This window comes from Streptomyces sp. NPDC058284 (assembly GCF_042881135.1).
Lineage (GTDB): Bacteria > Actinomycetota > Actinomycetes > Streptomycetales > Streptomycetaceae > Streptomyces.
On sequence record NZ_JBHVYE010000030.1, the window covers coordinates 1 to 22,277 of the forward strand.

A 22,277-nucleotide genomic window follows, 5' to 3' on the forward strand; every position below is an offset into this window, starting at 1 on the left:
TGACTTTTGGCACGCTGTTGAGTTCTCAAGGAACGGACGCTTCCTTTGTACTCACCCTCGCGGGCTTTCCTCCGGGCGCTTCCCTTCGGTATTTCGTGTTTCCAACCTTACCAGATCCGTTTTCCGTTCCGTTTCCGGTTCGGATTTCATTTCCGGTGGCCGTTGGAGGGCCTTTGCCTTTCGGCGTGTTCACTACTTTAGCGGATCCCCTCCGCAACTCATAATCGAGTTTCGCGAGTTCCAATTCCGGCATGCGAGCGCGCCGAATAGGACCCCGCAGAGGGGAAGTCGTGAGGTAGTGGTTGGCCGCTTCCGGCTGTTGGCAGATTGCCGTACCCGGTTCAAGCGACTCGGACTACCTTACGGAGGGGCCAGGGGTGCGTCAAGTTCGCCGGCGCCGGGGCGTATGGGCCCGATAGGGGCTCACCGTAGGGTCGTTGGCCGTCCAGAAGCGCCACGGGTGGACGCCGCCCTCGCCCGACACTCCTGTGCGTGGACCGCTCATGACCTGGTCGGAAGCGGGAGGTGTGCCCGTCAGGACGGAGAACGGGGAGTCCGGGTCCCCGCAGACGTCGCTGCCGTCGAGCCGGCGGTCCACGTCGAGGGCGGTGGCCAGGCGTGCGGGGCCTTTGGCCAGTTCCTTGTCATTTCGGGCCGAGAGTCGACGGGTACGGGCCAGGGCCGCGCCCTCCGTGATCTCGCCCGCGCGCAGCAGGACCGCGCCCGCCTTGCCCTCCGGGCCGCACACCAGATTCATGCAGTGCCACATGCCGTAGGTGAAGTAGACGTACATATGGCCGGGCGGTCCGAACATCACGCCGTTGCGCGCGGTCTGGCCGCGGTACGCGTGGGAGCCGGGGTCGACCTCTCCCGCGTATGCCTCCACCTCTGTCAGGCGGAGTTCGATCGGACCGTCCGGGGAGTCGCGTACGAGGACGCGTCCGAGCAGGTCCGGGGCGACCTCCAGGACAGGGCGGTCGAAGAAGTCTCGGGTCAGGGGCGTACGGTCAGGGGCCGCGATCATGTCGTACGAGCGTAATACACGTGGTCTTCGTTTGCGGGTGGCCTGCGGGCCGCCCGGTTGCCAGGGTGATGGCGCGGAACCAGGCGCGGTCCCCTCGCGTTTGTACGGATCAAGGGTTCACGTCGAGACGAACCGCAGGCTGACGGCCTGGGGGAGGAGAGTCATGGGGTTCAAGAAGCTGCTCGCGAGTCTGGGTGCCGGCGGTGCCTCGGTCGAGACCGTGCTGACCGAGGTCAACGTCGTGCCGGGCGGTGTGGTCCAGGGTGAGGTGCGCATCCAGGGCGGGTCGGTGGAGCAGCAGATCGAGGCGCTCTCGGTCGGTCTGCAGGCCCGGGTCGAGGTCGAGGGCAACGACCAGGAGACCAAGCAGGACATCGAGTTCACCAAGGTGCGCCTCGGCGGAGCCTTCACGCTGCAGGCCGGCCAGGTGCACGCGGTGCCGTTCAGCCTGGAGATCCCCTGGGAGACGCCGGTCACGAGCATCGACGGGCAGCAGCTGCGCGGCATGAACATCGGTGTGACCACCGAGCTGGAGATCGCGCGCGCCGTCGACTCCGGCGACCTGGACCCGATCAACGTGCACCCGCTGCCGGCGCAGCAGGCCATCCTGGACGCCTTCATCCAGCTGGGCTTCCGCTTCAAGAGCGCCGACATGGAGCGCGGTCACATCCGCGGTACGCGGCAGAGGCTGCCCTTCTACCAGGAGATCGAGTTCTTCCCGCCGCAGCAGTACCGCGGTCTCAACCAGGTCGAGCTGAGCTTCGTCGCCGACGACCGTGAGATGGACGTCGTCCTGGAGATGGACAAGAAGCCGGGCCTGTTCAGCGAGGGCAGCGACTCGTTCCGTTCGTTCACGGTCGGTCTCCACGACTTCCAGGGCACGGACTGGGCGGCGTACCTGAACGAGTGGCTGTCCCAGGTCGGCAGCAAGCGCAACTGGTTCTAGGCTCGGAGAGGATCAGAGGTCCAGCAATCAACCAGGAGGTGCCTACGTGACCGAGCTCAAGAGGCCGCCGCTTCCCCATGACTTCCATCCGTCCGTGCCGTCGTTCACGGTCGTGAGTGAGGACTTCGAGCCGGGTGCGGTCCTCAAAGACGCTCAGGTCTACGCGGCCGGGAACACCTCGCCGCAGCTGCGGTGGGAGGGCTTCCCGCCCGGGACCAAGAGCTTCGCCGTGACATGCTTCGATCCGGATGCCCCTACCGGAAGCGGCTTCTGGCACTGGACCGTCTTCGACATCCCGGCCTCGGTGACCGAGCTGCCCGCCGGAGCGGGCAGCGGCAAGTTCGAGGGTCTTCCCGAGGGCGCGGTGCAGGTGCGCAACGACTTCGGGACCAAGGAGTTCGGGGGTGCGGCGCCGCCGCCCGGCGACCCCGCGCACCGCTATGTGTTCACCGTGTACGCGGTGGATCAGGAGAAGCTCGGTCCCGACTCGGACGCGGCTCCCGCGTTCGTCGGCTTCAACCTCCGGTTCCACACGCTCGCGCGTGCGCAGGTGATCGCCGAGTACGCGGCCCCCGCGGAGAGCTGAGCGGGACGTCGGCCCGGCCTTCCCGGATCAAGTTCACGGATTGTTTGCCCGCCCCCGGTCATGGAAGTGACCAGGGGCGGGCATCTTTATTGCGTTGTCCATCTCGGCGCGCCCGGCCAGAGTTGATCCCAGCCCGCCCGGCGGTGGGCCGGTGCATACGGGAGGTGGGCAGGTTGATGCGGGACACGCTGGTGCTGAACGCGAGCTTCGAGCCGCTCTCGACGGTGTCGCTCAACCGGGCCGTCGTTCTGGTGCTCCAGGACAAGGCCGTGGTCGAGCACGCCCACCCCGGGCTCCGGGTGCGCGCGGCGGCGATCGACATACCCGTGCCACGGGTGATCAGGCTGTGCAGATACGTACGGGTGCCGTTCCGAAGACAGGCGCCATGGTCCAGGCGGGGCGTACTGGTCAGGGACCGGCACCGGTGCGCGTACTGCGGCAGGCGTGCGACGACGGTGGACCACGTCGTTCCGAGGTCGCAGGGCGGCGCCGACTCCTGGCTGAACACGGTGGCGTCGTGTGCCCTGGACAACCACCGCAAGGCGAACCGGACTCCGGAGGAGGCCGGGATGCCGTTGCTGCGGCAGCCGTTCGAGCCGACGCCCGCGGACGCGATGCTCCTGTCGCTGGGGCGGGAGGAGTTGGCCTCGCTGCCGGAGTGGCTGGCCCAGCCCGCGGCCTGAGTCCGGCCGCCTGATGTGATGCCCCCGCGCCCCACTTCCTGGGGGCGCGGGTTCTGTGCTCGTCCTCGCGTCAGTCGATCGTCGGCTGTTCGCGGCGCTCCTTGCCGGAGGGGCCGCTGCCCGAGCCGCCGCCCATCGGGTTGAAGTTGCCGAGGGCGCCGCCGAGGCCCTTGAGCGCGTCGCCGATCTCGCTGGGCACGATCCAGAGCTTGTTCGCGTCGCCCTCGGCGATCTTCGGGAGCATCTGGAGGTACTGGTAGGAGAGGAGCTTCTGGTCCGGGTCGCCGGCGTGGATGGACTCGAAGACCGTGCGGATCGCCTGCGCCTCGCCCTCTGCACGCAGGGCGGCGGCCTTGGCCTCACCTTCGGCGCGCAGGATCGCGGACTGCTTCTCACCCTCGGCGCGCAGGATCTCCGACTGCCTGACACCTTCGGCCTGGAGGATCGCGGCGCGCTTGTCACGGTCGGCGCGCATCTGCTTCTCCATCGAGTCCTGGATGGAGGTCGGCGGCTCGATCGCCTTGAGCTCGACGCGGTTGACGCGGATGCCCCACTTGCCGGTGGCCTCGTCGAGGACGCCGCGCAGCGCCGCGTTGATCTCCTCGCGGGAGGTGAGGGTCCGCTCCAGGTCCATGCCGCCGATGATGTTGCGCAGGGTGGTGACGGTGAGCTGCTCGATCGCCTGGATGTAGCTGGCGACCTCGTACGTCGCGGCGCGGGCGTCGGTCACCTGGTAGTAGATGACGGTGTCGATGTTGACCACCAGGTTGTCCTGGGTGATCACCGGCTGGGGCGGGAAGGGGACGACCTGTTCGCGCAGGTCGATGCGGTTGCGGATCGAGTCGATGAACGGGACGACGATGTTCAGTCCGGCGTTCAGCGTGCGTGTGTAGCGGCCGAAGCGCTCGACGATGGCGGCGCTCGCCTGTGGGATGACCTGGATGGTCTTGATCAGGGCGATGAAGACCAGCACCACCAGAATGATCAGGACGATGATGATTGGTTGCATCGTGGCTCCCCGTACCCTTCATGCTTCGGCGTGTGTCCGCGGGATCTCAAGGATCTTGCCGGTCGAGTCTGTCAGACCGCCGTACGGCCCGTGGGGCATTCACATGACGACGGCCGTCGCTCCGTCGATCTCCACGACATCCACTTCCTGCCCGGCTTCGTAGGCCTGGTCGGTGTCGAGCGCGCGGGCCGACCAGATCTCGCCCGCGAGCTTGATGCGGCCGCCCGAGCCGTCGACGCGTTCGAGGACTACGGCGGACCTCCCCCGCAACGCGTCGACTCCGGTGGCCAGTTCGGGGCGCTGTGCGCGATGCCTGGTCGCGACGGGGCGTACGACGCCGATGAGCGCGACGGAGACCGCCGCGAAGACCACGACCTGGAGCACCGTGCCCCCGCCGAGACCCGCCGTCACGGCGGCCGCGACGGCTCCCATGGCGAGCATGCCGAACTCCGGCATCGCGGTCAGTACGAGCGGAATTCCGAGCGCGGCCGCTCCGATCAGCCACCACACCCATGCGTCGATGTCCACACCGTCATGGTAGGACCGCCGGTCCCCTCGGGGACAGGGTGTCAGCCGAGCGGGAGACCCGTGGCGGTCCAGCGGTCGTTGCGCTGCTCGACGACGAGCGGGAGGCCGAAGCAGAGGGAGAGGTTCCGCGAGGTGAGTTCGAGCTCCAGCGGGCCCGCGGCGAGGACCTTGCCCTGCCGGATCATGAGGACGTGCGTGAAGCCGGGGGCGATCTCCTCGACGTGGTGCGTGACCATGATCATCGAGGGGGCGATCGGGTCGCGGGCGAGGCGGCCGAGGCGGCGTACGAGGTCCTCGCGCCCGCCGAGGTCGAGACCGGCGGCGGGCTCGTCCAGGAGCAGCAGCTCGGGGTCGGTCATCAGGGCGCGGGCGATCAGGGTGCGCTTGCGCTCGCCCTCCGAGAGGGTGCCGAACTTGCGGTCCAGGTAGTCGCTCATGCCGAGGCGGTCGAGGAAGGCGCGGGCGCGCTGCTCGTCCATGTCCTCGTAGTTCTCGTGCCAGCCCGCGGTCATGCCGTACGCGGCGGTGAGGACCGTCTGCAGGACGGTCTGGCGCTTGGGCAGCTTCTCCGCCATCGCGATGCCGGCGATGCCGATGCGGGGGCGGAGCTCGAAGACGTCGGTGCCGGGCTTGCCGAGGGTCTCGCCGAGGACGGTCGCGGTGCCGGTGCTCGGGAAGAGGTAGCTGGAGGCGACGTTGAGGAGGGTGGTCTTGCCCGCGCCGTTCGGCCCGAGGATGACCCAGCGCTCCCCCTCCTTCACCGACCAGGAGACCTGGTCCACCAGAGCCCGGCCCTCGCGGACCACAGATACGTCCTCAAGCTCCAGTACATCGCTCATGAGCGCGCTGTCTCCCATTGCAGTCTCGATCGTCGCTCGCGTCGGTGGACGCGGCCCCCGGATAAAACCTACGCCACCGGCCGACCGTTCCTGTCGTGAGCCCGGTCCTTAGGCTGTGTGCATGCTCTCGGAACCACGCTCAGGACGCTTGGCCGCATGGGGAAATGCCCTATTGGCCGGACTTGTTTCTCCGGATGACGCGGTGCTCGCGATGGTCGGCGAGGACGCGGTGCACCGGGTCGAAGGACTTCCCGGCGAGTCGGGCCCGGTCGGGCTGACGCTCGCCATGGGCCGGCTGCGCTCGCTGGGGGTGACCGGTCTGCGGGTGGCGCTGCCCGCGCCGGGGCATCCGCTCGGGCTGAGCGGTCCCCCCGAGTTCAACGCGCGCGCCCTGGAGGCGGAGGAGGCCGTCGTCGCGTTCGGTGCGCCGTACGGGCTCGTGCCCGAGGTGTACGAGGCGGGGCCGGACGGCGATGTCCATGTGGAGGTCGTCTGGCACTGCCTGCCCGTGCGTGAGGCGCCGCCCGCCGATGTGCCCTCGCTCGGTGAGGCGGAGCGCGAGCTCGCGGAGGCGCTGCGGGAGGCGACGGAGGTCCTTTCGCGGCTCGATGTCGCGGGGTCGGGTCCGGTCGCGGAGGCGGCGCTCGACGCGTACCGGGCGCGGGCCGAGCGAGGCCGCGAGGTGCTCGCTCCCGGCTATCCGCCGCGCGCGGTACGGGTGCTTGAGCTGGCGCAGCGGGTCGACCTGCTGATCTCGCTGGCGTACGAGAACGGTCCCGGCGGGGCGGTGAGTGCGTCGGAGATGGCCGCACGGGGCGAGGCTCTGCGGCCCGTGGAGCGGACCGCGCGCCGGGCGCAGGTGGCCGCGTACAACGCGTGGGTCGAGGAGCGGGAGCGGGGCGGGCGCTGAGGACGCCCCCGGCGCGGCACGAACGCCATGGGCCCCGCGGACCTCGGGGGTCCGCGGGGCCCGTACTGGGGCCGGTGCCCTCAGCACTCCATCGGTGCCTCAGTGGCTGTTCGGCGCCTCAGTGGCTGTCCGGTGCCTCAGTGGTTGTCCGTGCCTCAGTGGTTCACGGTCGCGTTGGCGAACGCCGGGTTCAGGACGCCGACGACGTTCACGCTGTTGCCGGTGACGTTGACCGGGACGTCCACCGGTACCTGAACGAGGTTGCCGGAGCCGACACCCGGCGAGTTCGTGGCAGCGCCGTTGGCCTGGGCGTCCGAGGTGGCGGACGCGGCTCCGGCGGAGGCGCCCGCGGCGAGTCCGGCGGCGACAACGGCCAGGGCGGCCTTCTTGGCGATGCTGTTCATGGGAAGTGCTCCTCCTGCTGACATGGGCGACCCCGGCTGCGGGGTCAGAAGGGTGCGCGGGGCGCTGGGGTTGCGGTCGGCCGCGGGACCGGTCACGTATGGGCGGCCGGTCGGTCGCGCGGTGCGATCAGCGGTTCGCGCAGAAGTTCCCGAACACCGGGTTCAGCCCGCCGATGACGGTGAGGGTGTTGCCGCAGGCGTTCACCGGGATGTGGACCGGGACCTGGACCAGGTTGCCGGAGACGACGCCGGGCGAGTTCTTGGCGACGCCGTCGGCGTGCGCGCCGCCGTGGGCGGAGGCCATGCCGGCACCGGCCGCGGCCAGGCCACCGGCGATCATCGTGACGGCAGCGGCCTTCTTGAGGTTCTTCACTTCTACGATCCTCCTGAGCGGAAACTGCGGCCAGCCGCCGCAGCACGCACTGGAGAACGCCCGGGCCTCCTTGGGGATACGCCAATCGGGGGACATATACACGACGGTATGAATCTCAGCCCGGAAGACGACGGTCCGCTCTGACGCCCGCGCCGGTCAGCCGGTCAGCCGGTCAGCCGGTCAGCCGGTCACACCGTGCCGTACGGCCCACAGCGCGGCCTGGGTCCGGTCGGCCAGGTCCAGCTTCATCAGGATGTTCGAGACGTGGGTCTTGACGGTCTTCTCCGAGAGGACGAGGGCGCGGGCGATCTCGCGGTTCGAGCGGCCGTCGGCGATCAGGCCGAGGACCTCGCGCTCGCGCTCGGTGAGCGAACCCCCTCGGCCCTGTCCGGTGCCCGCCTCCTCCTGGGACAGCAGCGCGCCCGCCACCTCCGGCTGCAGCAGGACGTGTCCCGCGTGGACGGAGCGGATGGCGCCGGCGAGGGCTTCCGGGTCGACGTCCTTGTATACGTACCCCTTGGCGCCGGCGCGCAGGGCCGGGACGACCGTGCGCTGCTCGGTGAAGCTGGTGACGATGAGGACGCGGGCGGGGTTGGCCAGCTCGCGGAGCTTGCGCAGCGCCTCGACGCCGTCCATGCCGGGCATCTTGACGTCCATCAGGACGACGTCCGGCTTCAGCTCCTCGGCCCGGGCGACGCCTTCGGCGCCGTCGGCGGCCTCGCCGACCACGTCGATGTCGTCCTGGATCTCCAGGAACGTACGCAGACCGCGGCGGACCACCTGGTGGTCGTCGACCAGCAGCACCCGGATCCCGGTCTTCGAATTGAGCACAGCGTCAGCCACCGGGCACCTCCATCTCGATCGTTGTGCCCTTGCCGGGCTCCGATTCCACGGTCAGCCGTCCGCCGACCCCGCTCGCCCGGTCCCTCATGGAGACCAGCCCCAAGTGCCGTCCCGCGCTGCGGGTGACCTGCGGGTCGAAGCCCGTGCCGTCGTCGGTGACGCGCAGGACGGCTCCGGCGCCGCGCTTGTCCAGGGCCACCGTGACGTGCTCGGCGCCGGAGTGGCGCAGGGCGTTGTGCAGGGCCTCCTGGGCGACCCGCAGCATGGCTTCCTCCTGCGAGGCGGGCAGCGCCCGCACGCCCTTGCTCTCGAAGGTGACCTGTGCGGAGTGTGCCCGGTGCAGCACCTGTGTGTGGGTACGCAGGGTGGCGACCAGGCCGTCCTCGTCGAGGGCGGCGGGGCGCAGCTCGACGACGGCCGCGCGCAGTTCGTCGGCGGCGTCGGCGGCGAGTGCCGCCACCTGTTGCAGTTCGCCCTTGGCCCGGGACGGGTCGCGGTCCACCAGGGCCGCGGCGGCCTGCGCCGTCAGACGCAGTGAGAACAGCTTCTGGCTGACGGCGTCGTGCAGCTCGTGGGCGAGGCGCGAGCGCTCCTCGGCGATGGTCAGCTCGCGGCTGCGTTCGTACAGGCGGGCGTTGGTGAGGGCGATGGCCGCGTGCTGGGCGAGGAGGGAGAGGAGCTCCGCGTCGTCCTCGGTGAAGCCGCAGCCGCCCTGGGGTTTGGGGCAGTTCTTGTTGGCGAGGAAGAGCGCGCCGAGCGTCTCCTCGTCGGAGTGGATGGGCATGCCGAGGAAGTCGGACATCTCCGGGTGGGCGGAGGGCCAGCCCCCGAAGCGCGGATCCTCGCGCACGTCGCCGAGCCGGACGGTCTCGCCCTTCTGCAGCATCGAGGCGAGGATGCCGTGCTGGCGGGGCAGTGGGCCGATGGCCTTCCACTGGTCCTCGCTGACGCCGTCGACGACGAACTGGGCGAAGCCGCCGTGGTCGTCGGGGACCCCCAGGGCGGCGTACTCGGCGTCGAGCAGTTCGCGCGCCGAGGCGACGATCGTCTTGAGGACGTCGCGCACCTCCAGGTGCCTGCTCATGGCGAGGAGCGCGGAACTCACCGCGGTCAGGCCGGTCCGGGGTCCTTGACTCATGATCACACCGTACCGGCGGGGTGTGACACCGCGTATCCGTCATGTGGCGGCCTCCGCCTAGGCCGCGGGGCCTAGGCCCATGGTCCGGGCGGTACGCCGTCTGGCGTCTGTGGCACCAGACGGAGGAGGGCCCTCACCGAGAGCATTGCTCGGGCAACTAGCGGTGAGGTTGTTACGTGTCCGATGTGAGCCCGCGCATAGGACCAACGTCACGTACGAAGGCTGCTAGTGGATGCATGGGCCCTTTCCGTGGCGGGTAAGCGGGGCCGCCGGGGGCATCTTCCGACCCCCTGATCCACTACCCCGGATCGTATGTCACACCTTTGCCTCAGAATTTTGCGCCCGCTAACAATTGCTCCCGTCGCTCGGCGCCGCGGTACGACCACCGCGGCGTTTGTGCCGGAGTAGCAATGTCCCCACCGGACCAGAGCGGCCTCCGCTATTCGAAGAGGTCCAACTCGCATGTCCAAGTTCAACCTCCCCGGTCATAGTCCGTCCACCGTGACCAGGTCCCAGAAGTTCTCGATCGCCGGTGTCGCCACGCTCGGTGCCGCCGCCCTCGCCTTCTCCCTCGTGCCGGGCAGCGCCGACGCGGGTACCGAGACCCAGAGCCTGGACGCCGCCGCCCCGGTGGCCTTCAAGCAGAACGTCGAGGCCGAGCAGGCCGTCCGCGCCGGTGTCATCAAGCAGCACAGCAGCGCCGACAAGCAGGCCAAGGACGCCGCGAAGGCCGCCGAGGAGAAGAAGAAGGCCGAGGACGTCAAGAAGGCCGCCGACGAGGCCGCCGCGAAGAAGAAGGCCGAGGACGAGCGCAAGGCACAGGAGGCCGCGAGCCGCGCCGCCGCCCGCAAGCCCGTCTACGCCAACAACCTCGACGGCTGGATCCGCCAGTCCCTGGACATCATGAAGGCCAAGGGCATCCCCGGCTCCTACGAGGGCCTGCACCGCAACATCATCCGTGAGTCCGCGGGCAACCCGAGCGCCGTCAACGGCTGGGACATCAACGCCATCAACGGCACCCCGTCGATCGGCCTGCTCCAGGTCATCAAGCCGACGTTCGACGCCTACCACGTCGACGGCACCTCCACGAACATCTACGACCCGGTCGCCAACATCACGGCCGCGGCCAACTACGCCGCCGACCGCTACGGCTCGATGGACAACGTGAACGGCGCCTACTGACCTTGATCGCCTGATCACTGGACCTCTTCAGCCGAAGATGAGGTTCGCAGACGCCGAAGGGCGGCACCCCGCACGGGGTGCCGCCCTTCTCGTGCGCCCGAAGGCGCCTACTTCCGCATGACCTCCGGCTCGTGCCGGCGCAGCAGGCGCGCGACCGCGACGCCGCAGATGATGCCGAGCACGAGCAGCACCGTGATGTTGATGCCCCACTGCGTGGCCGAGTGCTCCCACAGGGGGTCGAGGTCGCCGGGCTTCTTCGGGTCCCACGGCGGCATCAGGTGGGCCAGGTCGAGCGTGGAGCCCGCGCCCGCGATGGCCCAGCGCGACGGCATCAGCCAGGCGAACTGCTCGAGGCCGGGCGAGCCGTAGACCTGGAAGAGGACGCCGGTGAACACGACCTGGACGATCGCGAACATCACCAGGAGCGGCATGGTCTTCTCGGAGGTCTTCACCAGCGAGGAGATGACCAGGCCGAACATCATCGAGGTGAAGCCGAGCGCGATGATCGTCAGGCAGATCTCCGCGGCCGGGGGCATGATCAGGCCCTCTTCCGGCAGATCGCGGGGGGCGAAGCCGATGCCGCAGATGATGACGCCCTGGATGGCCGTGATCACGCCGAGGACGATGACCTTGGACATCAGGTACGCCGAACGGGAGAGGCCGGTCGCCCGTTCCCGTTCGTAGATGACCCGTTCCTTGATCAGCTCACGTACGGAGTTGGCCGCGCCCGAGAAGCACATGCCGACCGCGAGGATGAGCATGATCGTGCCCGCGTCGCCGTTGAACTTGACGGGCGGTTTCGGCGGGGCGAGGCCGAAGTCGGCAGGGATGACGACGCTGACGATGCCGAGGACCGCGGGCAGGATCACCATCAGGCCCATGAAGCCCTTGTCGGAGGCGATCACGGAGACGTAGCGGCGGATCAGCGTCCACAGCTGCGAACCCCAGCCCTGCGGTTTCGGCGGCTTCACGGCCTGCGGCGGCGGCATCTGTACGGACTGCGCGGCGACGGCGTCGATGTCCGCGGCGTACATCTGGTAGTGCTGCGAACCCTTCCAGCGGCCCGCCCAGTCGTAGTCGCGGTAGTTCTCGAAGGCGGAGAAGACGTCGGCCCAAGTGCTGTAGCCGAAGAAGTTGAGGGCTTCCTCCGGCGGACCGAAGTACGCCACCGAACCGCCCGGGGCCATCACCAGGAGCTTGTCGCAGATGGCCAGCTCGGCGACCGAGTGCGTGACGACGAGGACCGTGCGGCCGTCGTCGGCGAGGCCGCGGAGCAGCTGCATGACGTCGCGGTCCATGCCCGGGTCGAGGCCGGAGGTCGGCTCGTCCAGGAAGATCAGCGACGGCTTGGTCAGGAGCTCCAGGGCCACCGAGACGCGCTTGCGCTGGCCACCGGAGAGGGAGGTGACCTTCTTCTCCTTGTGGATGTCCAGCTTCAGCTCGCGCAGCACCTCGTCTATGCGGGAGTCGCGCTCGGCCTCCGTGGTGTCGGCGGGGAAGCGCAGCTTGGCCGCGTACTTGAGGGCCTTCTTGACGGTCAGTTCCTTGTGCAGGATGTCGTCCTGCGGGACCAGACCGATGCGCTGACGCAGCTCGGCGAACTGCTTGTACAGGTTCCGGTTGTCGTAGAGGACGTCGCCCTGGTTGGCGGGCCGGTAGCCGGTGAGCGCCTTGAGCAGGGTCGACTTGCCGGAACCCGAGGGTCCGATGACCGCGATGAGCGACTTCTCCGGGACGCCGAAGGAGACGTCCTTGAGGATCTGCTTGCCGCCGTCGACGGTGACCGTGAGGTGGCGGGCCGAGAAGGAGACGTCACCGGTGTCGACGAACTCCTCGAGCTGTCCGCCGACGAGGCGGAAGGTCGAGTGGCCGACGCCGACGATGTCGTTCGGGCCGATCAGGACCGTCGAGGATTTCGCGATCGGCTGGCCGTTGACGTACGTGCCGTTGTGGGACCCGAGGTCGTGGATCTCGAAGCGGCCGTCGGGCGTCGCCGTGAACTCGGCGTGGTGGCGAGAGACCTGCAGGTCGGAGACGACGAGCTCGTTCTCCAAGGCGCGGCCGATGCGCATCTTGCGGCCGAGCGCCAGCTGGTGGAACGTCGTCGGACTGCGGTCACCGTAGACCGGCGGAGCCCCCGCGACGCCGCCGGAACCCGGAGTCTTCTGCCCGTACTGCTCGGACGGGCCGCCCTGCTGCGGGGGCACGTGCGACTGGTGCTGCTGTGGGGGCTGGTGCTGTTGCTGCGGCGGCTGCTGCTGCGGCCAGCCCTGCTGCTGGGCCTGGTACGGGGCCTGCGGCTGGGGTGCCTGGTGCTGCAGGGCCTGCTGCTGGTGCGGGGCCTGCGCGGCCCAGCCGGGTGCCTCCTGCTGGTGCTGCTGGTGTTGCTGGGGCGCGTGCTGCGGTGCGGAGACGGCCGCGGCGGCCGCGCCCGCGGCGCTGCCGGAGACGTTCACCAGCGGACCGTCGGTCGCGTTGCCGAGGTGCACGGCCGAACCCGGGCCGATTTCCATCTGGTGGATCCGCTGGCCCTTGACGAAGGTGCCGTTCGTGCTGCCGTGGTCCTCGATGACCCAACTGCGCCCGCTCCAGCTGATCGTCGCGTGCCGCCAGGACACCCTGGCGTCGTCGAGCGAGATATCCCCCTGCGGATCACGTCCGAGGGTGTACGGCCTGGACGCGTCGAGCGTCCAGGTCCTGCCATTCAATTCCAGTACGAGTTCCGGCACTCCATGCCCCACTGAGTTGTCCCCCGAGCTAGCCCCCATCGGTGGGGAGTCTAGGGATGTCGAACATCGGGAGGAACTATTTCAGGCGGAGGGCTCTGACCGAAAGTCGGGCCTTGTGAAGACTGCGCCGGGGCGTCAGGGGGTTGCCTTGTTGACGGGGCAGAAACCGACCCGGAGAGTAGTAAGCACCCATCAGTGCATACGGATCATGCTCATTCAGCCTCATTCAGCGCATTTCACTCATGGCGCCCATCACGGCTCCGAGACCCATGAGTTGTGCGAAACGCATGAAACGCGTGCGCGTGGAGGTGGGGTGGCGCACGGTGTTTCGGGGGGTCCTCATGGCAGCCGGTGAGCACAAAAGCCAAGGCAGGGACGTGCGGTGGGGTGATGTGCTGCTCTCCGCGATCGCCGCGGTGAGTTGGGCGCTGGTCGGCATGGCGGGGACGGCCGCGCTCGGACTGCATCTGCTCGGGGCCGACGCGGTGGGCTCACTCGGACCGATGACGGCGGCGACCGTCGCACTGGGCGCAGGGGGGTCGGTCACGCCGTCCGGCGATGTCTCGGCGTTCGGTCTGGACGGCGCCGAGGCGGCCACGACGATCGATATCGCGCCACTCGGCGTGGGCCTCGTGGGAGCTCTGCTCCTCGCCCACTTCTTCCTCCGCTCCCTGCGCGCGGCGGGCCCGGTCATCGCGCCCGCCGAACTTCTCGCGCGCGCGGCGGCGGTGCTCGTCCTCTTCGTGGCGATGCTCGCGGGGCTCGCCTGGACGGGTCACGACCTCATCACGATCAACGGCAAGCAGCTCGGCATCGACAAGGGGATCGAGAAGGGACTCGACCGGCTGCCGGGCGGCATCGGCGACAAGCTGCCCGGCGGGATCGGGGACGTCGGCGGGCTCCTCCCCGACCGGCTCGGGGATCTGGCGGGCGCGAAGGCCTCGGTCGGATTCACCGTGGACACCGGTCCGACGCTGCTCGGCGGGGCGCTCTGGGTGGCCGGAGTCCTGCTCATCGCGCTGCTCGCGTCGCGGCGCACTCCGCTGCCCCACCGGCTCGACGGCCTGCACCGGGTGGTGCGCCCCGCCGCGTCCGCGCTGGTCACGGTGGTGCTTGTGGCGGTCGCCGCGGGGCTCGCCGCGGCGGCGTACGCGATGGCCGGCGACGCCCACCCCAAGCGGATCGCGGGCGCGGCGCTGCTCGGGGCGCCGAACGGCGTGTGGCTCGGCATCCCCGTGGGGCTCTTCGTGCCGTGGGACGGCAGGGCGACGGGATCGCTCACCCATTTCCTGCCCGATCCGGTGGACGACCTCCTGTCGGGCCCGTCCGACAAGCCGCTCACGCTCGGCAGGCTCGCCGAACTCGACGGCAGAGTATGGCTGTTGGGTGTCGCAACGGCCGTGATGATGTTGTTCGCGGGGGTGCTGACGGCGGTGCGGACCCCTTGGGCGCGCGAGGTGGTCTCCGTTCCGGGGTTCGCGGGGCGGTGCGGGGTGCGTCTCGGGGTCGTGACGGCGCTCGGGCTCCCCCTCCTGGCGTGGTTGACCGGGGTGTCCGCCGACGCCTCGCTCTCCGTACTCGGCTTCGACGCGTTCGGCGCGGGCATCGAGCTGCACGGACGGCTGGGGGCGGCGGCGCTGATCGGGGCGGCGTGGGGGCTCGTGGCGGGGGCGGCGGGGGCGGTGCTCGCGGTGGGGGCGGGGGCGGCCGGGAGCAGGGCGGCGGTGCCGGCGCTGGCCGGGGAGGTGTCCGGTGGGTCGGCCGGTGCGTCGCGCGGTGCGTCGCATGGTTCACCGTCCAGTGCGCGGACCGGGACGTCGCCGGGTGCGCCGAGCGGTACGCCAACCGGTGCGCCGACCGGTGCCGGGCCGTACCGCCCCGGGACCCCGCACCGGCCGCCGAACCCGGACACGAACCCTTACCTGCGGCCTCCCCAGGACGTATCCGGTGCGCCGACGGTGGTGGGCCCGGTCGTACCGCGCCCGTCACCTCCCCCGAAGCGGCCACGCACCCGCTCGGGGGACTGGCCTCCCCCTCCACCGCCGCCTCCCCCGCCACCGGAGCCACGCGGGCCCCGCTGACCGGAGCTACTGTCCTCGCCCCCGGCACCGGGGGTCGTGCCCACCCGTTCCGCCCGCGGAACGGCTGCGGAACGCCTGCCCACAACGGAAGGCGGGCTCCCCCGGGGCAAACCGGTGGGTGAGTGGGTGGGAGGAATCCACCGCGAAGCGGCGGCGCCGCATACAAGCCGCCCCACGACAGTCCCCCCTGTCCGGCCAGCGGACCGCCACCACCCCCATGCCAGGGAGGCGGATACCGTAGGGATCACCATGAGTGCTTCGCAGCCCCCTCAGCCCGCCGACATCCCGACGCTTCTCGTCAAGATCTTCGGCAAGGACCGCCCCGGTATCACCGCCGGTCTCTTCGACACCCTCGCCGCCTACTCCGTCGACGTCGTCGACATCGAGCAGGTCGTCACCCGCGGCCGCATCGTGCTGTGCGCGCTCGTGACCGAGCCGCCCGCCGGTCTGGAGGGCGACCTGCGCGCCACCGTCCACAGCTGGGCGGAGTCCATGAAGATGCAGGCCGAGATCATCTCGGGCATCGGCGACAACCGGCCGCGCGGTCTCGGACGTTCGCTGGTGACCGTCCTCGGCCACCCGCTGACCTCGGAGTCGACGGCCGCGATCGCCGCCCGGATAACGGCCACCGGCGGCAACATCGACCGTATCTTCCGGCTCGCCAAGTACCCGGTCACCGCCGTCGAGTTCGCGGTGTCCGGCACGGAGACCGAGACCCTGCGCACGGCCCTCGCGACCGAGGCGGCGAAGCTCGGCGTGGACGTCGCGGTCGTCGCGGCCGGCCTGCACCGCCGCGCCCAGCGGCTGGTCGTGATGGACGTCGACTCGACGCTGATCCAGGACGAGGTCATCGAGCTCTTCGCCGCGCACGCGGGCTGCGAGGACGAGGTCGCCGAGGTGACGGCGGCCGCGATGCGCGGCGAGCTGGACTTCGAGCAGTCCCTGCACGCCCGGGTCAAGCTGCTCGCCGGGCTCGACGCGTCGGTCGTCGACAAGGTCCGTTCCGAGGTCAGGCTCACGCCGGGCGCCCGCACTCTCATCCGTACGCTCAAGCGCCTCGGCTACCAAGTGGGCGTCGTCTCGGGCGGGTTCACTCAGGTCACCGATGATCTGCAGGAACGTCTCGGCCTCGACTTCGCCCAGGCCAACACCCTGGAGATCGTCGACGGCAAGCTCACCGGCAGGGTGACCGGCGAGATCGTCGACCGGGCGGGCAAGGCGCGCCTCCTGCGCCGCTTCGCCAGGGAGGCCGGGGTGCCACTGGAGCAGACCGTCGCGATCGGCGACGGCGCGAACGACCTCGACATGCTGAACGCGGCGGGCCTCGGTGTCGCCTTCAACGCCAAGCCCGTGGTCCGCGAGGCCGCGCACACCGCGGTGAACGTCCCCTTCCTCGACACCGTCCTCTATCTCCTCGGTATCACCCGCGAAGAGGTCGAGGCCGCGGACATGCACCTGGACTGACCCGCCGCACCGACCCCCGCCGCACCCCGCGCGTGCGTCGACGCGTACGTAGGAGGGGCCCGGCACCGCGAGGTGCCGGGCCCCTTCACGATGGAGGAGGGGCGGGTCGCTACTCGGACGGCGCCCAGTAGTCGACGAGGGTGGCCACGCCGGGTTCGAGCGCCTTCCACGAACCGGAGTACGTCAGCACGGCGAAGGCCGCGGTGGGAAAGCCCCGGCGGTTCAGCCGCTCTCTGGCGTCACCCTCGCAGTCACCGGCAAGGACGTCCGTCAGGCCCTGGACCCCGGGATTGTGGCCGATCAGGACGAGGTTCTGCACGTCGTCCGGGGTTTCGTTGAGTACGGCGATCAGCTCACCGGGAGAGGCTTCGTACACCCGCTCCTCGTAGACGGTCTTGGGCCGCTGCGGCAGCTCCTGGACGGCGAGCTTCCAGGTCTCGCGGGTCCGGGCCGCGGTGGAGCAGAGGGCCTGGTCGAACGGGATGCCGCTGTCGGCCAGCTTGCGCCCGGCGACGGGGGCGTCCCGGCGGCCGCGATCGGCGAGCGGGCGCTCGTGGTCGGAAACCTGCGGCCAGTCGGCCTTCGCATGCCGGAAGAGGACAATCCTGCGGGGTTCTGCGACGCTCATACATCCCAGCTTCGCATGAAACGCGCCACGGGGCGCAGGGAGTTGGTGCGCTCCCTCGCCAGGAGTGACGGCATGGGCGCGCGGGGGGTCATGAGGCCGTGCGCAGGACCAGCGCCTGTATGCGCTCCAGGAGGTGGGTGATGATCGGTTCGCCTGCGGTGGCGTGCGCGTCCACGGGGTTCAGGATGAGCAGGAGCAGGGCCGCGAAGGCGACGGCGGGGAGGGCGATCGCCCACCACGGGAGCTGGATCTCGACGCTGCCGGACTCCGCCGGGTCGCGCCGGGTGTGCGATCGGGCCGACATGCCGCCTCCGTGGTCTTCGAGTGCTCCGCGCCGCGTTTTCGCGGCCACCACTCGAAGTTAGGTGATCGGCGCCCCTCAACCCCATCCGGAGACCCACCCACTTGACCCTGACACTGGCCCCCTAGGGGATGGGGGTGCTAGCCCCACCATCCGCCCCGCCGAGGTCCGTTCGGGTCCCTTGCGGGCGTCGGCTCACGGCGAGGCGATGGAGGCGATGACGCCGATGATCACGGTGATGGCCAGCATCGCGCCGAGCACGATGAGCAGCTTCTTCTGGCCGTTCTGGGGGTTCGGGTCGAGGACGGGCATATGGCCAGTCTCGCACCCTTCGCCGGTCCCCCCGCCGTCGGGGTCGGGCCCCTTCGGCACCCGTCGGGGTCAGGCCGCCGCGGCCTTGGCCGCCACTTCGTCCTCGACCGTGCGGTTGCGGCCCGCCAGGGTGCCGACGACGATCTGCGGCACCATCAGGCACGCCATGAGGGTGAGGGGCAGGCCCCAGCCGCCGCTGTGCTGGTAGAGCACGCCCACGAGGAGCGGTCCCGGGATCGAGATCAGGTAGCCGGTGCTCTGCGCGAAGGCGGACAGCTTCGCGACGCCCACGCTGCTCTTGGCCCGCATTCCGACCATCGTGAGGGCGAGCGGGAAGGCGCAGTTGGAGATGCCCATCAGCAGTGCCCAGCCCCAGGCGCCGGCGGCGGGGGCGAGGTAGAGGCCCGCGTATCCGGCGAGGCCGCAGAGACCGAGGACGATCACGACGGGCCCCTGGCTGGGCAGGCGCGTGGCGACCCTCGGGATGACGAAAGCCAGCGGCACGCCCATGGCCATCGTGACGGCGAGCAGCACGCCCGCCTCGCCCGCCGGGACGCCCGCGTCCCGGAAGATCTGCGGCATCCAGCCCATCGTGATGTACGCGGCCGTCGCCTGGAGTCCGAAGAAGACGGCGAGGGCCCAGGCGGTGCGGCTGTGGGTGATGCGCAGTCCGGCGTCCTCCTGCCGCACCGCGGGGTCGACGTGCTCAGGGGCGGCGGCGGAGACCGGACCGCGGTCCTTGACGAGCGGGATCCACGGCACGACGGCGACGACGGCGAGGCCCGCCCAGACGGCGAGTCCGGTCTGCCAGCGCCCGCCGAGCGCGTCGGTCATCGGGACCGTGAGCGCCGCGGCGAGGGAGGTGCCGAGCGCCAGTGCCATCGAGTACAGGCCGGTCATCGAGCCGACGCGGTCGGGGAACCAGCGCTTGACGATGACCGGCATGAGGACGTTGCTGACCGCGATGCCCATGAGGGCGAGAGCGGTGGCGGCGAGGAAGCCCGCGGTGCCGCCGACGAAGGGCCGGATGAGCAGTCCCGCGGCGATCGCGGCCATGCCGACGCAGACGACGGCGCCGGGACCGAAGCGCCGGGCGAAGCGGGGGGCCATCACTCCGAAGACCGCGAAGCAGAGGGGCGGTACGGAGGTGAGCAGTCCGGCGAGGGTGCCGCTCATGCCGAGGCCGTCGCGCACCTCTTCGAGGAGGGAGCCGAGGCTGGTGATGGCGGGGCGCAGGTTCATGGCCGCGAGGACGATGCCGACGATGACGAGTCGCGTCGCCCACGCGCGCGTGGGGGCCTGTTTCTCCCCGGCCGCGGTGCGGACGGGGGGTGTCGTGGGCGGGGTCATCGTGCCGGTTTCCTCACTAGCCATGGGGCCATCATAGAATCATGGGATGATTGGCTGTCCAATCGTTTCCGTCACACCTGGAACGCACGCCCCTCAGCCCCCCCCCCACCGCCACCGCCACCGCCACCGCCACCGCCACCGCCACCGCACGAAGGAACGTCATGCCGCTGACCACCCCTCGCCGTTCGGCTCTCTCCGAACAGGTCATCGCCGAGCTGCGCAACCAGATCTCCTCGGGCGAGTGGCCGGTGGGCTCCCGCATTCCCACCGAGCCGGAGCTGGTGGAGCAGCTTGGCGTGGCCAGGAACACGGTCAGGGAGGCGGTGCGCGCCCTCGCGCACAACGGCCTGCTCGACATCCGCCAGGGTTCGGGCACCTATGTGGTCGCGACGAGCGAGCTGGCCGGCGTCATGCAGCGCAGATTCGCCGACGCGGACCCGCGGCACATCGCCGAGCTGCGCAGCACGCTGGAGTCGAGCGCCGCCGAGCTCGCCGCGGAGCGCCGTACCGAGCGCGACCTCAAGCAGCTCGACGGCCTGCTGGTACGCCGCGAGGAGGCCTGGGCCTCCGGGGACGCCGAGGCGTTCGTGACGGCCGACGCGACCTTCCACATGGCCGTCGTCGCCGCCTCGCACAACGACGTCATGACGGCGCTCTACGCGGACCTCGGCGAGGTCCTGCGGGACTGGCTGCGCGAGGACATCGGCACGGAGCTGACCCCCGAGACGCACATGGACCACGCCCGGCTGGTCGACGCGATCCGTGCCGGGGACGCGCAGGCCGCCGCCGTGGAGGCCGCGGGCTATCCGTTCATGTGCCGCCCTGAGCGGTCGGGGAGGGCCGACGGCCGGGGCGTCACTTCTGGTGGCTGACCCAGACGGAGCGGACCTCTTTCCAGCACCGCCCGGTGAGCCGCACCGTCATCGCGGGCCCCGCCTCGACGGGCCGCGAGTCGGTGTCGATGTCCCACCAGCGGGCGCACTCCACGTGCAGACGGACGCGGTCGGTCTCGGGGTAGGGGTTGTGGCAGTACGCGACGACGGTCTGGCCCGCGACGCCCGTACGGCACTCGGAGCCGAAGGGCCGGGCCTTCTGCGCCTTCGCGCCCGCCGCCCCTCCCGCGCGCGCGGGATGCGGTCCCTGCGGCGCACCGCTCGGCGCGGCGACCACAAGAGCGAGAGCCACGAGCACCGCACCGGAGAGACGCACACTCCAGGGTGCCCGCCGCTCCCCCGCCGCCGCCCGGCCCGTGGGCCGAACGGGTGAGGCCCCGCCTCCCGCGCGCTGCGGGGGACGGGGCCTCGGGAACGTACCGTATGACGGGCGAAATGCCTGGTCAGGCGCCCATCATGTGCACGCCGCCGTCGACGTGGATGATCTCGCCGGTCGTCTTCGGGAAGAAGTCCGAGAGCAGGGCGACGATGCCTCGGCCCGCGGGCTCGGGGTCGGCCATGTCCCAGCTCAGCGGCGAGCGGCTGTTCCAGACGTCCGCGAGGTCGGCGAAGCCCGGGATGGACTTGGCCGCCATGGAGCCGATCGGCCCCGCGGAGATCAGGTTGCAGCGGATGTCCTCCTTGCCCAGGTCGCGGGCGAGGTAGCGGCTGGTGGCCTCGAGGGCGGCCTTGGCCGGGCCCATCCAGTCGTACTTGGGCCAGGCGTACTGGGCGTCGAAGGTGAGGCCGACGACCGAGGCGCTGTCGCCGAACAGGGGGCGGCACGCCATCGTGAGCGACTTCAGGGAGTACGCGGAGACGTGCATCGCCGTCGAGACGTCCTCGAAGGTGGCCTCCAGGAAGTTGAAGGCGCCCTGCGGGGCGAACCCGATGGAGTGGACGACGCCGTCCAGGCCGCCGAGCTCGTCGCGGACGAGGCCCTCCAGGCGGTCCAGGTGCTCCTGGTTGGTCACGTCAAGCTCGATGACCTTGGCGGGCTTGGGCAGCTTCTTGGCGATGCGCTCGGTCAGGGTGGGCCGCGGGAAGGCGGTCAGGATGACCTCCGCGCCCTGCTCCTGAGCGACCTTGGCCGCGTGGAAGGCGATGGAGGACTCCATCAGCACACCCGTGATGAGGATGCGCTTGCCGTCGAGAATTCCGCTCATGTGATCAGTGACCCATGCCCAATCCGCCGTCAACGGGGATGACGGCTCCAGTGATGTACGAGGCGTCGTCGGACGCGAGGAACTTCACCGCGGCGGCGATCTCCTCGGGCTGCGCGTAACGGCCGAGCGGCACCTGGGCGACGATGCCCGCGCGCTGCTCGTCCGTCAGCACCTTGGTCATGTCGGTGTCGACGAAACCGGGTGCGACGACGTTGAAGGTGAGGTTGCGCGATCCCAGCTCGCGGGCGAGCGAGCGCGCGAAGCCGACCAGGCCCGCCTTGGAGGCGGCGTAGTTCGCCTGCCCGGCGCCGCCCAGCAGACCCACGACCGAGGAGATGAGGACGACGCGGCCCTTCCTGGCGCGCAGCATGCCGCGGTTGGCGCGCTTGACGACGCGGAAGGTGCCGGTGAGGTTGGTGTCGAGGACGGACGTGAAGTCGTCCTCGGTCATGCGCATCAGGAGCTGGTCCTTGGTGATGCCCGCGTTGGCGACCAGGACCTCGACGTTCCCGTGCTTCTCCTCGATCTCCTTGTATGCCTGCTCCACCTGCTCGGCGTCGGTGATGTCGCACTTGACGGCGAGGACACCGGCGTCGGTGAGTTCCTTCGGCGGCTCACCCGAGCGGAAGGTGATCGCGACCTTGTCGCCGGCGTCGGCGAATGCGCGGGCGATGGCGAGGCCGATGCCCCGGTTTCCTCCGGTGACGAGAACCGAGCGGCTCAACGGATCACCCTTTCCCTAGCGGTCTGGTACCTCGAAAACCTATCGGTACCTGTCGCGATACGGAGAATCGACGACCGACAGTGGCTCGGAGGACTCCCTGTCGGGTCCCTACATAAACTCTGGTC

The 22,277-nt window shown here is 70.1% G+C and carries 24 protein-coding genes; 8 read left to right on the plus strand and 16 right to left on the minus strand.

Translation table 11 applies throughout. The features are described 5' to 3' along the window. Positions 1–382 precede the first annotated feature (382 nt). The gene (locus ACFVYR_RS31255) at positions 383–1,024 is read right to left on the minus strand and encodes a DNA-3-methyladenine glycosylase (protein WP_384257768.1); all 642 of its coding nucleotides are present in this window, start codon (positions 1,022–1,024) and stop codon (positions 383–385) included. Between the two features lie 163 nt (positions 1,025–1,187). Here ACFVYR_RS31255 and ACFVYR_RS31260 point away from each other — a divergent pair, with 163 nt between their 5' ends. The 3 genes from ACFVYR_RS31260 to ACFVYR_RS31270 all read left to right on the plus strand — a co-directional run bounded on the left by ACFVYR_RS31260 (position 1,188) and on the right by ACFVYR_RS31270 (position 3,239). Next, complete coding sequence (locus tag ACFVYR_RS31260) at positions 1,188–1,970, plus strand: sporulation protein (protein ID WP_384257766.1); 783 nt, start codon at positions 1,188–1,190, stop codon at positions 1,968–1,970. 46 nt (positions 1,971–2,016) lie between these two features. Continuing rightward, positions 2,017–2,556 carry a YbhB/YbcL family Raf kinase inhibitor-like protein gene (locus ACFVYR_RS31265; protein ID WP_384257764.1) on the plus strand — a complete coding sequence of 180 codons (540 nt, stop codon included), beginning with the start codon at positions 2,017–2,019 and terminating at the stop codon, positions 2,554–2,556. 176 nt (positions 2,557–2,732) lie between these two features. Continuing rightward, entirely contained in the window at positions 2,733–3,239 is a 507-nt protein-coding gene (locus tag ACFVYR_RS31270) for an HNH endonuclease (RefSeq protein WP_384257762.1), read from the plus strand. 70 nt (positions 3,240–3,309) lie between these two features. Here the strand turns inward: ACFVYR_RS31270 and ACFVYR_RS31275 are convergent, their stop codons facing one another. The 3 genes from ACFVYR_RS31275 to ACFVYR_RS31285 all read right to left on the minus strand — a co-directional run bounded on the left by ACFVYR_RS31275 (position 3,310) and on the right by ACFVYR_RS31285 (position 5,615). Continuing rightward, positions 3,310–4,248 carry an SPFH domain-containing protein gene (locus tag ACFVYR_RS31275; RefSeq protein ID WP_384257759.1) on the minus strand — a complete coding sequence of 313 codons (939 nt, stop codon included), beginning with the start codon at positions 4,246–4,248 and terminating at the stop codon, positions 3,310–3,312. A gap of 99 nt (positions 4,249–4,347) precedes the next feature. Further along, positions 4,348–4,776 carry an NfeD family protein gene (locus ACFVYR_RS31280; RefSeq protein WP_384257756.1) on the minus strand — a complete coding sequence of 143 codons (429 nt, stop codon included), beginning with the start codon at positions 4,774–4,776 and terminating at the stop codon, positions 4,348–4,350. Between the two features lie 41 nt (positions 4,777–4,817). After that, a complete protein-coding gene (locus ACFVYR_RS31285; protein WP_384257754.1) occupies positions 4,818–5,615 on the minus strand; it encodes an ABC transporter ATP-binding protein in 798 nt (265 codons plus the stop codon). A gap of 121 nt (positions 5,616–5,736) precedes the next feature. Between ACFVYR_RS31285 and ACFVYR_RS31290 the strand changes: the two genes are divergently transcribed. Next, positions 5,737–6,525 (plus strand): hypothetical protein, encoded by a 789-nt coding sequence (locus ACFVYR_RS31290; protein ID WP_384257752.1) that lies wholly within the window; start codon positions 5,737–5,739, stop codon positions 6,523–6,525. A gap of 155 nt (positions 6,526–6,680) precedes the next feature. Here ACFVYR_RS31290 and ACFVYR_RS31295 read toward each other — a convergent pair whose 3' ends face one another. From ACFVYR_RS31295 to ACFVYR_RS31310, 4 genes are all read right to left on the minus strand, one after another. Continuing rightward, a complete protein-coding gene (locus ACFVYR_RS31295; RefSeq protein WP_384257749.1) occupies positions 6,681–6,929 on the minus strand; it encodes a chaplin in 249 nt (82 codons plus the stop codon). A 127-nt stretch (positions 6,930–7,056) separates the two neighbouring features. Next, positions 7,057–7,302, minus strand: coding sequence for a chaplin (locus ACFVYR_RS31300; protein WP_384257747.1), 246 nt, complete (start codon positions 7,300–7,302; stop codon positions 7,057–7,059). A gap of 180 nt (positions 7,303–7,482) precedes the next feature. Continuing rightward, positions 7,483–8,145 carry a response regulator gene (locus ACFVYR_RS31305; RefSeq protein WP_384257744.1) on the minus strand — a complete coding sequence of 221 codons (663 nt, stop codon included), beginning with the start codon at positions 8,143–8,145 and terminating at the stop codon, positions 7,483–7,485. Further along, positions 8,138–9,283, minus strand: a complete 1,146-nt coding sequence (locus ACFVYR_RS31310) for a GAF domain-containing sensor histidine kinase (RefSeq protein WP_384257742.1) — start codon at positions 9,281–9,283, stop codon at positions 8,138–8,140. The genes ACFVYR_RS31305 and ACFVYR_RS31310 overlap by 8 nt, the downstream gene beginning before the upstream one ends. Positions 9,284–9,745: 462 nt before the next feature. Here ACFVYR_RS31310 and ACFVYR_RS31315 point away from each other — a divergent pair, with 462 nt between their 5' ends. Beyond that, a complete protein-coding gene (locus ACFVYR_RS31315; protein WP_384257740.1) occupies positions 9,746–10,465 on the plus strand; it encodes a transglycosylase SLT domain-containing protein in 720 nt (239 codons plus the stop codon). A gap of 107 nt (positions 10,466–10,572) precedes the next feature. Here the strand turns inward: ACFVYR_RS31315 and ACFVYR_RS31320 are convergent, their stop codons facing one another. Then, complete coding sequence (locus ACFVYR_RS31320) at positions 10,573–13,194, minus strand: FHA domain-containing protein (RefSeq protein WP_384257737.1); 2,622 nt, start codon at positions 13,192–13,194, stop codon at positions 10,573–10,575. 341 nt (positions 13,195–13,535) lie between these two features. Between ACFVYR_RS31320 and ACFVYR_RS31325 the strand changes: the two genes are divergently transcribed. Beyond that, the gene (locus ACFVYR_RS31325; RefSeq protein WP_384257735.1) at positions 13,536–15,275 is read left to right on the plus strand and encodes a streptophobe family protein; all 1,740 of its coding nucleotides are present in this window, start codon (positions 13,536–13,538) and stop codon (positions 15,273–15,275) included. Positions 15,276–15,524: 249 nt separating this feature from the next. Next, positions 15,525–16,739 carry a phosphoserine phosphatase SerB gene (gene serB / locus ACFVYR_RS31330; protein WP_384257733.1) on the plus strand — a complete coding sequence of 405 codons (1,215 nt, stop codon included), beginning with the start codon at positions 15,525–15,527 and terminating at the stop codon, positions 16,737–16,739. Between the two features lie 109 nt (positions 16,740–16,848). Here serB and ACFVYR_RS31335 read toward each other — a convergent pair whose 3' ends face one another. From ACFVYR_RS31335 to ACFVYR_RS31350, 4 genes are all read right to left on the minus strand, one after another. After that, complete coding sequence (locus tag ACFVYR_RS31335) at positions 16,849–17,367, minus strand: SixA phosphatase family protein (RefSeq protein ID WP_384257730.1); 519 nt, start codon at positions 17,365–17,367, stop codon at positions 16,849–16,851. A gap of 88 nt (positions 17,368–17,455) precedes the next feature. Continuing rightward, positions 17,456–17,671 carry a hypothetical protein gene (locus tag ACFVYR_RS31340; RefSeq protein WP_384257727.1) on the minus strand — a complete coding sequence of 72 codons (216 nt, stop codon included), beginning with the start codon at positions 17,669–17,671 and terminating at the stop codon, positions 17,456–17,458. Positions 17,672–17,863: 192 nt separating this feature from the next. Further along, positions 17,864–17,980, minus strand: a complete 117-nt coding sequence (locus ACFVYR_RS31345; RefSeq protein WP_268770442.1) for an SGM_5486 family transporter-associated protein — start codon at positions 17,978–17,980, stop codon at positions 17,864–17,866. A 69-nt stretch (positions 17,981–18,049) separates the two neighbouring features. Then, the gene (locus tag ACFVYR_RS31350; protein ID WP_384257724.1) at positions 18,050–19,354 is read right to left on the minus strand and encodes a CynX/NimT family MFS transporter; all 1,305 of its coding nucleotides are present in this window, start codon (positions 19,352–19,354) and stop codon (positions 18,050–18,052) included. A gap of 137 nt (positions 19,355–19,491) precedes the next feature. Here ACFVYR_RS31350 and ACFVYR_RS31355 point away from each other — a divergent pair, with 137 nt between their 5' ends. Beyond that, complete coding sequence (locus ACFVYR_RS31355) at positions 19,492–20,202, plus strand: FadR/GntR family transcriptional regulator (RefSeq protein WP_384257721.1); 711 nt, start codon at positions 19,492–19,494, stop codon at positions 20,200–20,202. Here ACFVYR_RS31355 and ACFVYR_RS31360 read toward each other — a convergent pair. The 3 genes from ACFVYR_RS31360 to fabG all read right to left on the minus strand — a co-directional run bounded on the left by ACFVYR_RS31360 (position 20,186) and on the right by fabG (position 22,152). Continuing rightward, positions 20,186–20,521 (minus strand): hypothetical protein, encoded by a 336-nt coding sequence (locus ACFVYR_RS31360; protein ID WP_384257775.1) that lies wholly within the window; start codon positions 20,519–20,521, stop codon positions 20,186–20,188. The two genes, ACFVYR_RS31355 and ACFVYR_RS31360, sit on opposite strands and share 17 nt — an antisense overlap. A 145-nt stretch (positions 20,522–20,666) precedes the next feature. Then, positions 20,667–21,428: an enoyl-ACP reductase FabI gene (fabI, locus tag ACFVYR_RS31365; RefSeq protein WP_384257719.1), complete on the minus strand. Its 762-nt coding sequence runs from the start codon at positions 21,426–21,428 to the stop codon at positions 20,667–20,669. Positions 21,429–21,432: 4 nt separating this feature from the next. Further along, complete coding sequence (gene fabG / locus ACFVYR_RS31370) at positions 21,433–22,152, minus strand: 3-oxoacyl-[acyl-carrier-protein] reductase (protein WP_384257716.1); 720 nt, start codon at positions 22,150–22,152, stop codon at positions 21,433–21,435. Between the last annotated feature and the right edge of the window lie 125 nt (positions 22,153–22,277).

What these genes read in the sequence shown, in the direction of transcription:
- ACFVYR_RS31255 (WP_384257768.1), bottom strand. Translation starts at nt 1,024, where the DNA reads ATGATCGCGGCCCCTGACCGTACGCCCCTGACCCGAGACTTCTTCGAC.
- ACFVYR_RS31260 (WP_384257766.1), top strand. Translation starts at nt 1,188, where the DNA reads ATGGGGTTCAAGAAGCTGCTCGCGAGTCTGGGTGCCGGCGGTGCCTCG.
- ACFVYR_RS31270 (WP_384257762.1), top strand. Translation starts at nt 2,733, where the DNA reads ATGCGGGACACGCTGGTGCTGAACGCGAGCTTCGAGCCGCTCTCGACG.
- ACFVYR_RS31275 (WP_384257759.1), bottom strand. Translation starts at nt 4,248, where the DNA reads ATGCAACCAATCATCATCGTCCTGATCATTCTGGTGGTGCTGGTCTTC.
- ACFVYR_RS31285 (WP_384257754.1), bottom strand. Translation starts at nt 5,615, where the DNA reads ATGAGCGATGTACTGGAGCTTGAGGACGTATCTGTGGTCCGCGAGGGC.
- ACFVYR_RS31290 (WP_384257752.1), top strand. Translation starts at nt 5,737, where the DNA reads ATGCTCTCGGAACCACGCTCAGGACGCTTGGCCGCATGGGGAAATGCC.
- ACFVYR_RS31295 (WP_384257749.1), bottom strand. Translation starts at nt 6,929, where the DNA reads ATGAACAGCATCGCCAAGAAGGCCGCCCTGGCCGTTGTCGCCGCCGGA.
- ACFVYR_RS31310 (WP_384257742.1), bottom strand. Translation starts at nt 9,283, where the DNA reads ATGAGTCAAGGACCCCGGACCGGCCTGACCGCGGTGAGTTCCGCGCTC.
- ACFVYR_RS31315 (WP_384257740.1), top strand. Translation starts at nt 9,746, where the DNA reads ATGTCCAAGTTCAACCTCCCCGGTCATAGTCCGTCCACCGTGACCAGG.
- ACFVYR_RS31325 (WP_384257735.1), top strand. Translation starts at nt 13,536, where the DNA reads ATGGCAGCCGGTGAGCACAAAAGCCAAGGCAGGGACGTGCGGTGGGGT.
- serB (WP_384257733.1), top strand. Translation starts at nt 15,525, where the DNA reads ATGAGTGCTTCGCAGCCCCCTCAGCCCGCCGACATCCCGACGCTTCTC.
- ACFVYR_RS31335 (WP_384257730.1), bottom strand. Translation starts at nt 17,367, where the DNA reads ATGAGCGTCGCAGAACCCCGCAGGATTGTCCTCTTCCGGCATGCGAAG.
- ACFVYR_RS31340 (WP_384257727.1), bottom strand. Translation starts at nt 17,671, where the DNA reads ATGTCGGCCCGATCGCACACCCGGCGCGACCCGGCGGAGTCCGGCAGC.
- ACFVYR_RS31345 (WP_268770442.1), bottom strand. Translation starts at nt 17,980, where the DNA reads ATGCCCGTCCTCGACCCGAACCCCCAGAACGGCCAGAAGAAGCTGCTC.
- ACFVYR_RS31350 (WP_384257724.1), bottom strand. Translation starts at nt 19,354, where the DNA reads ATGGCTAGTGAGGAAACCGGCACGATGACCCCGCCCACGACACCCCCC.
- ACFVYR_RS31355 (WP_384257721.1), top strand. Translation starts at nt 19,492, where the DNA reads ATGCCGCTGACCACCCCTCGCCGTTCGGCTCTCTCCGAACAGGTCATC.
- fabI (WP_384257719.1), bottom strand. Translation starts at nt 21,428, where the DNA reads ATGAGCGGAATTCTCGACGGCAAGCGCATCCTCATCACGGGTGTGCTG.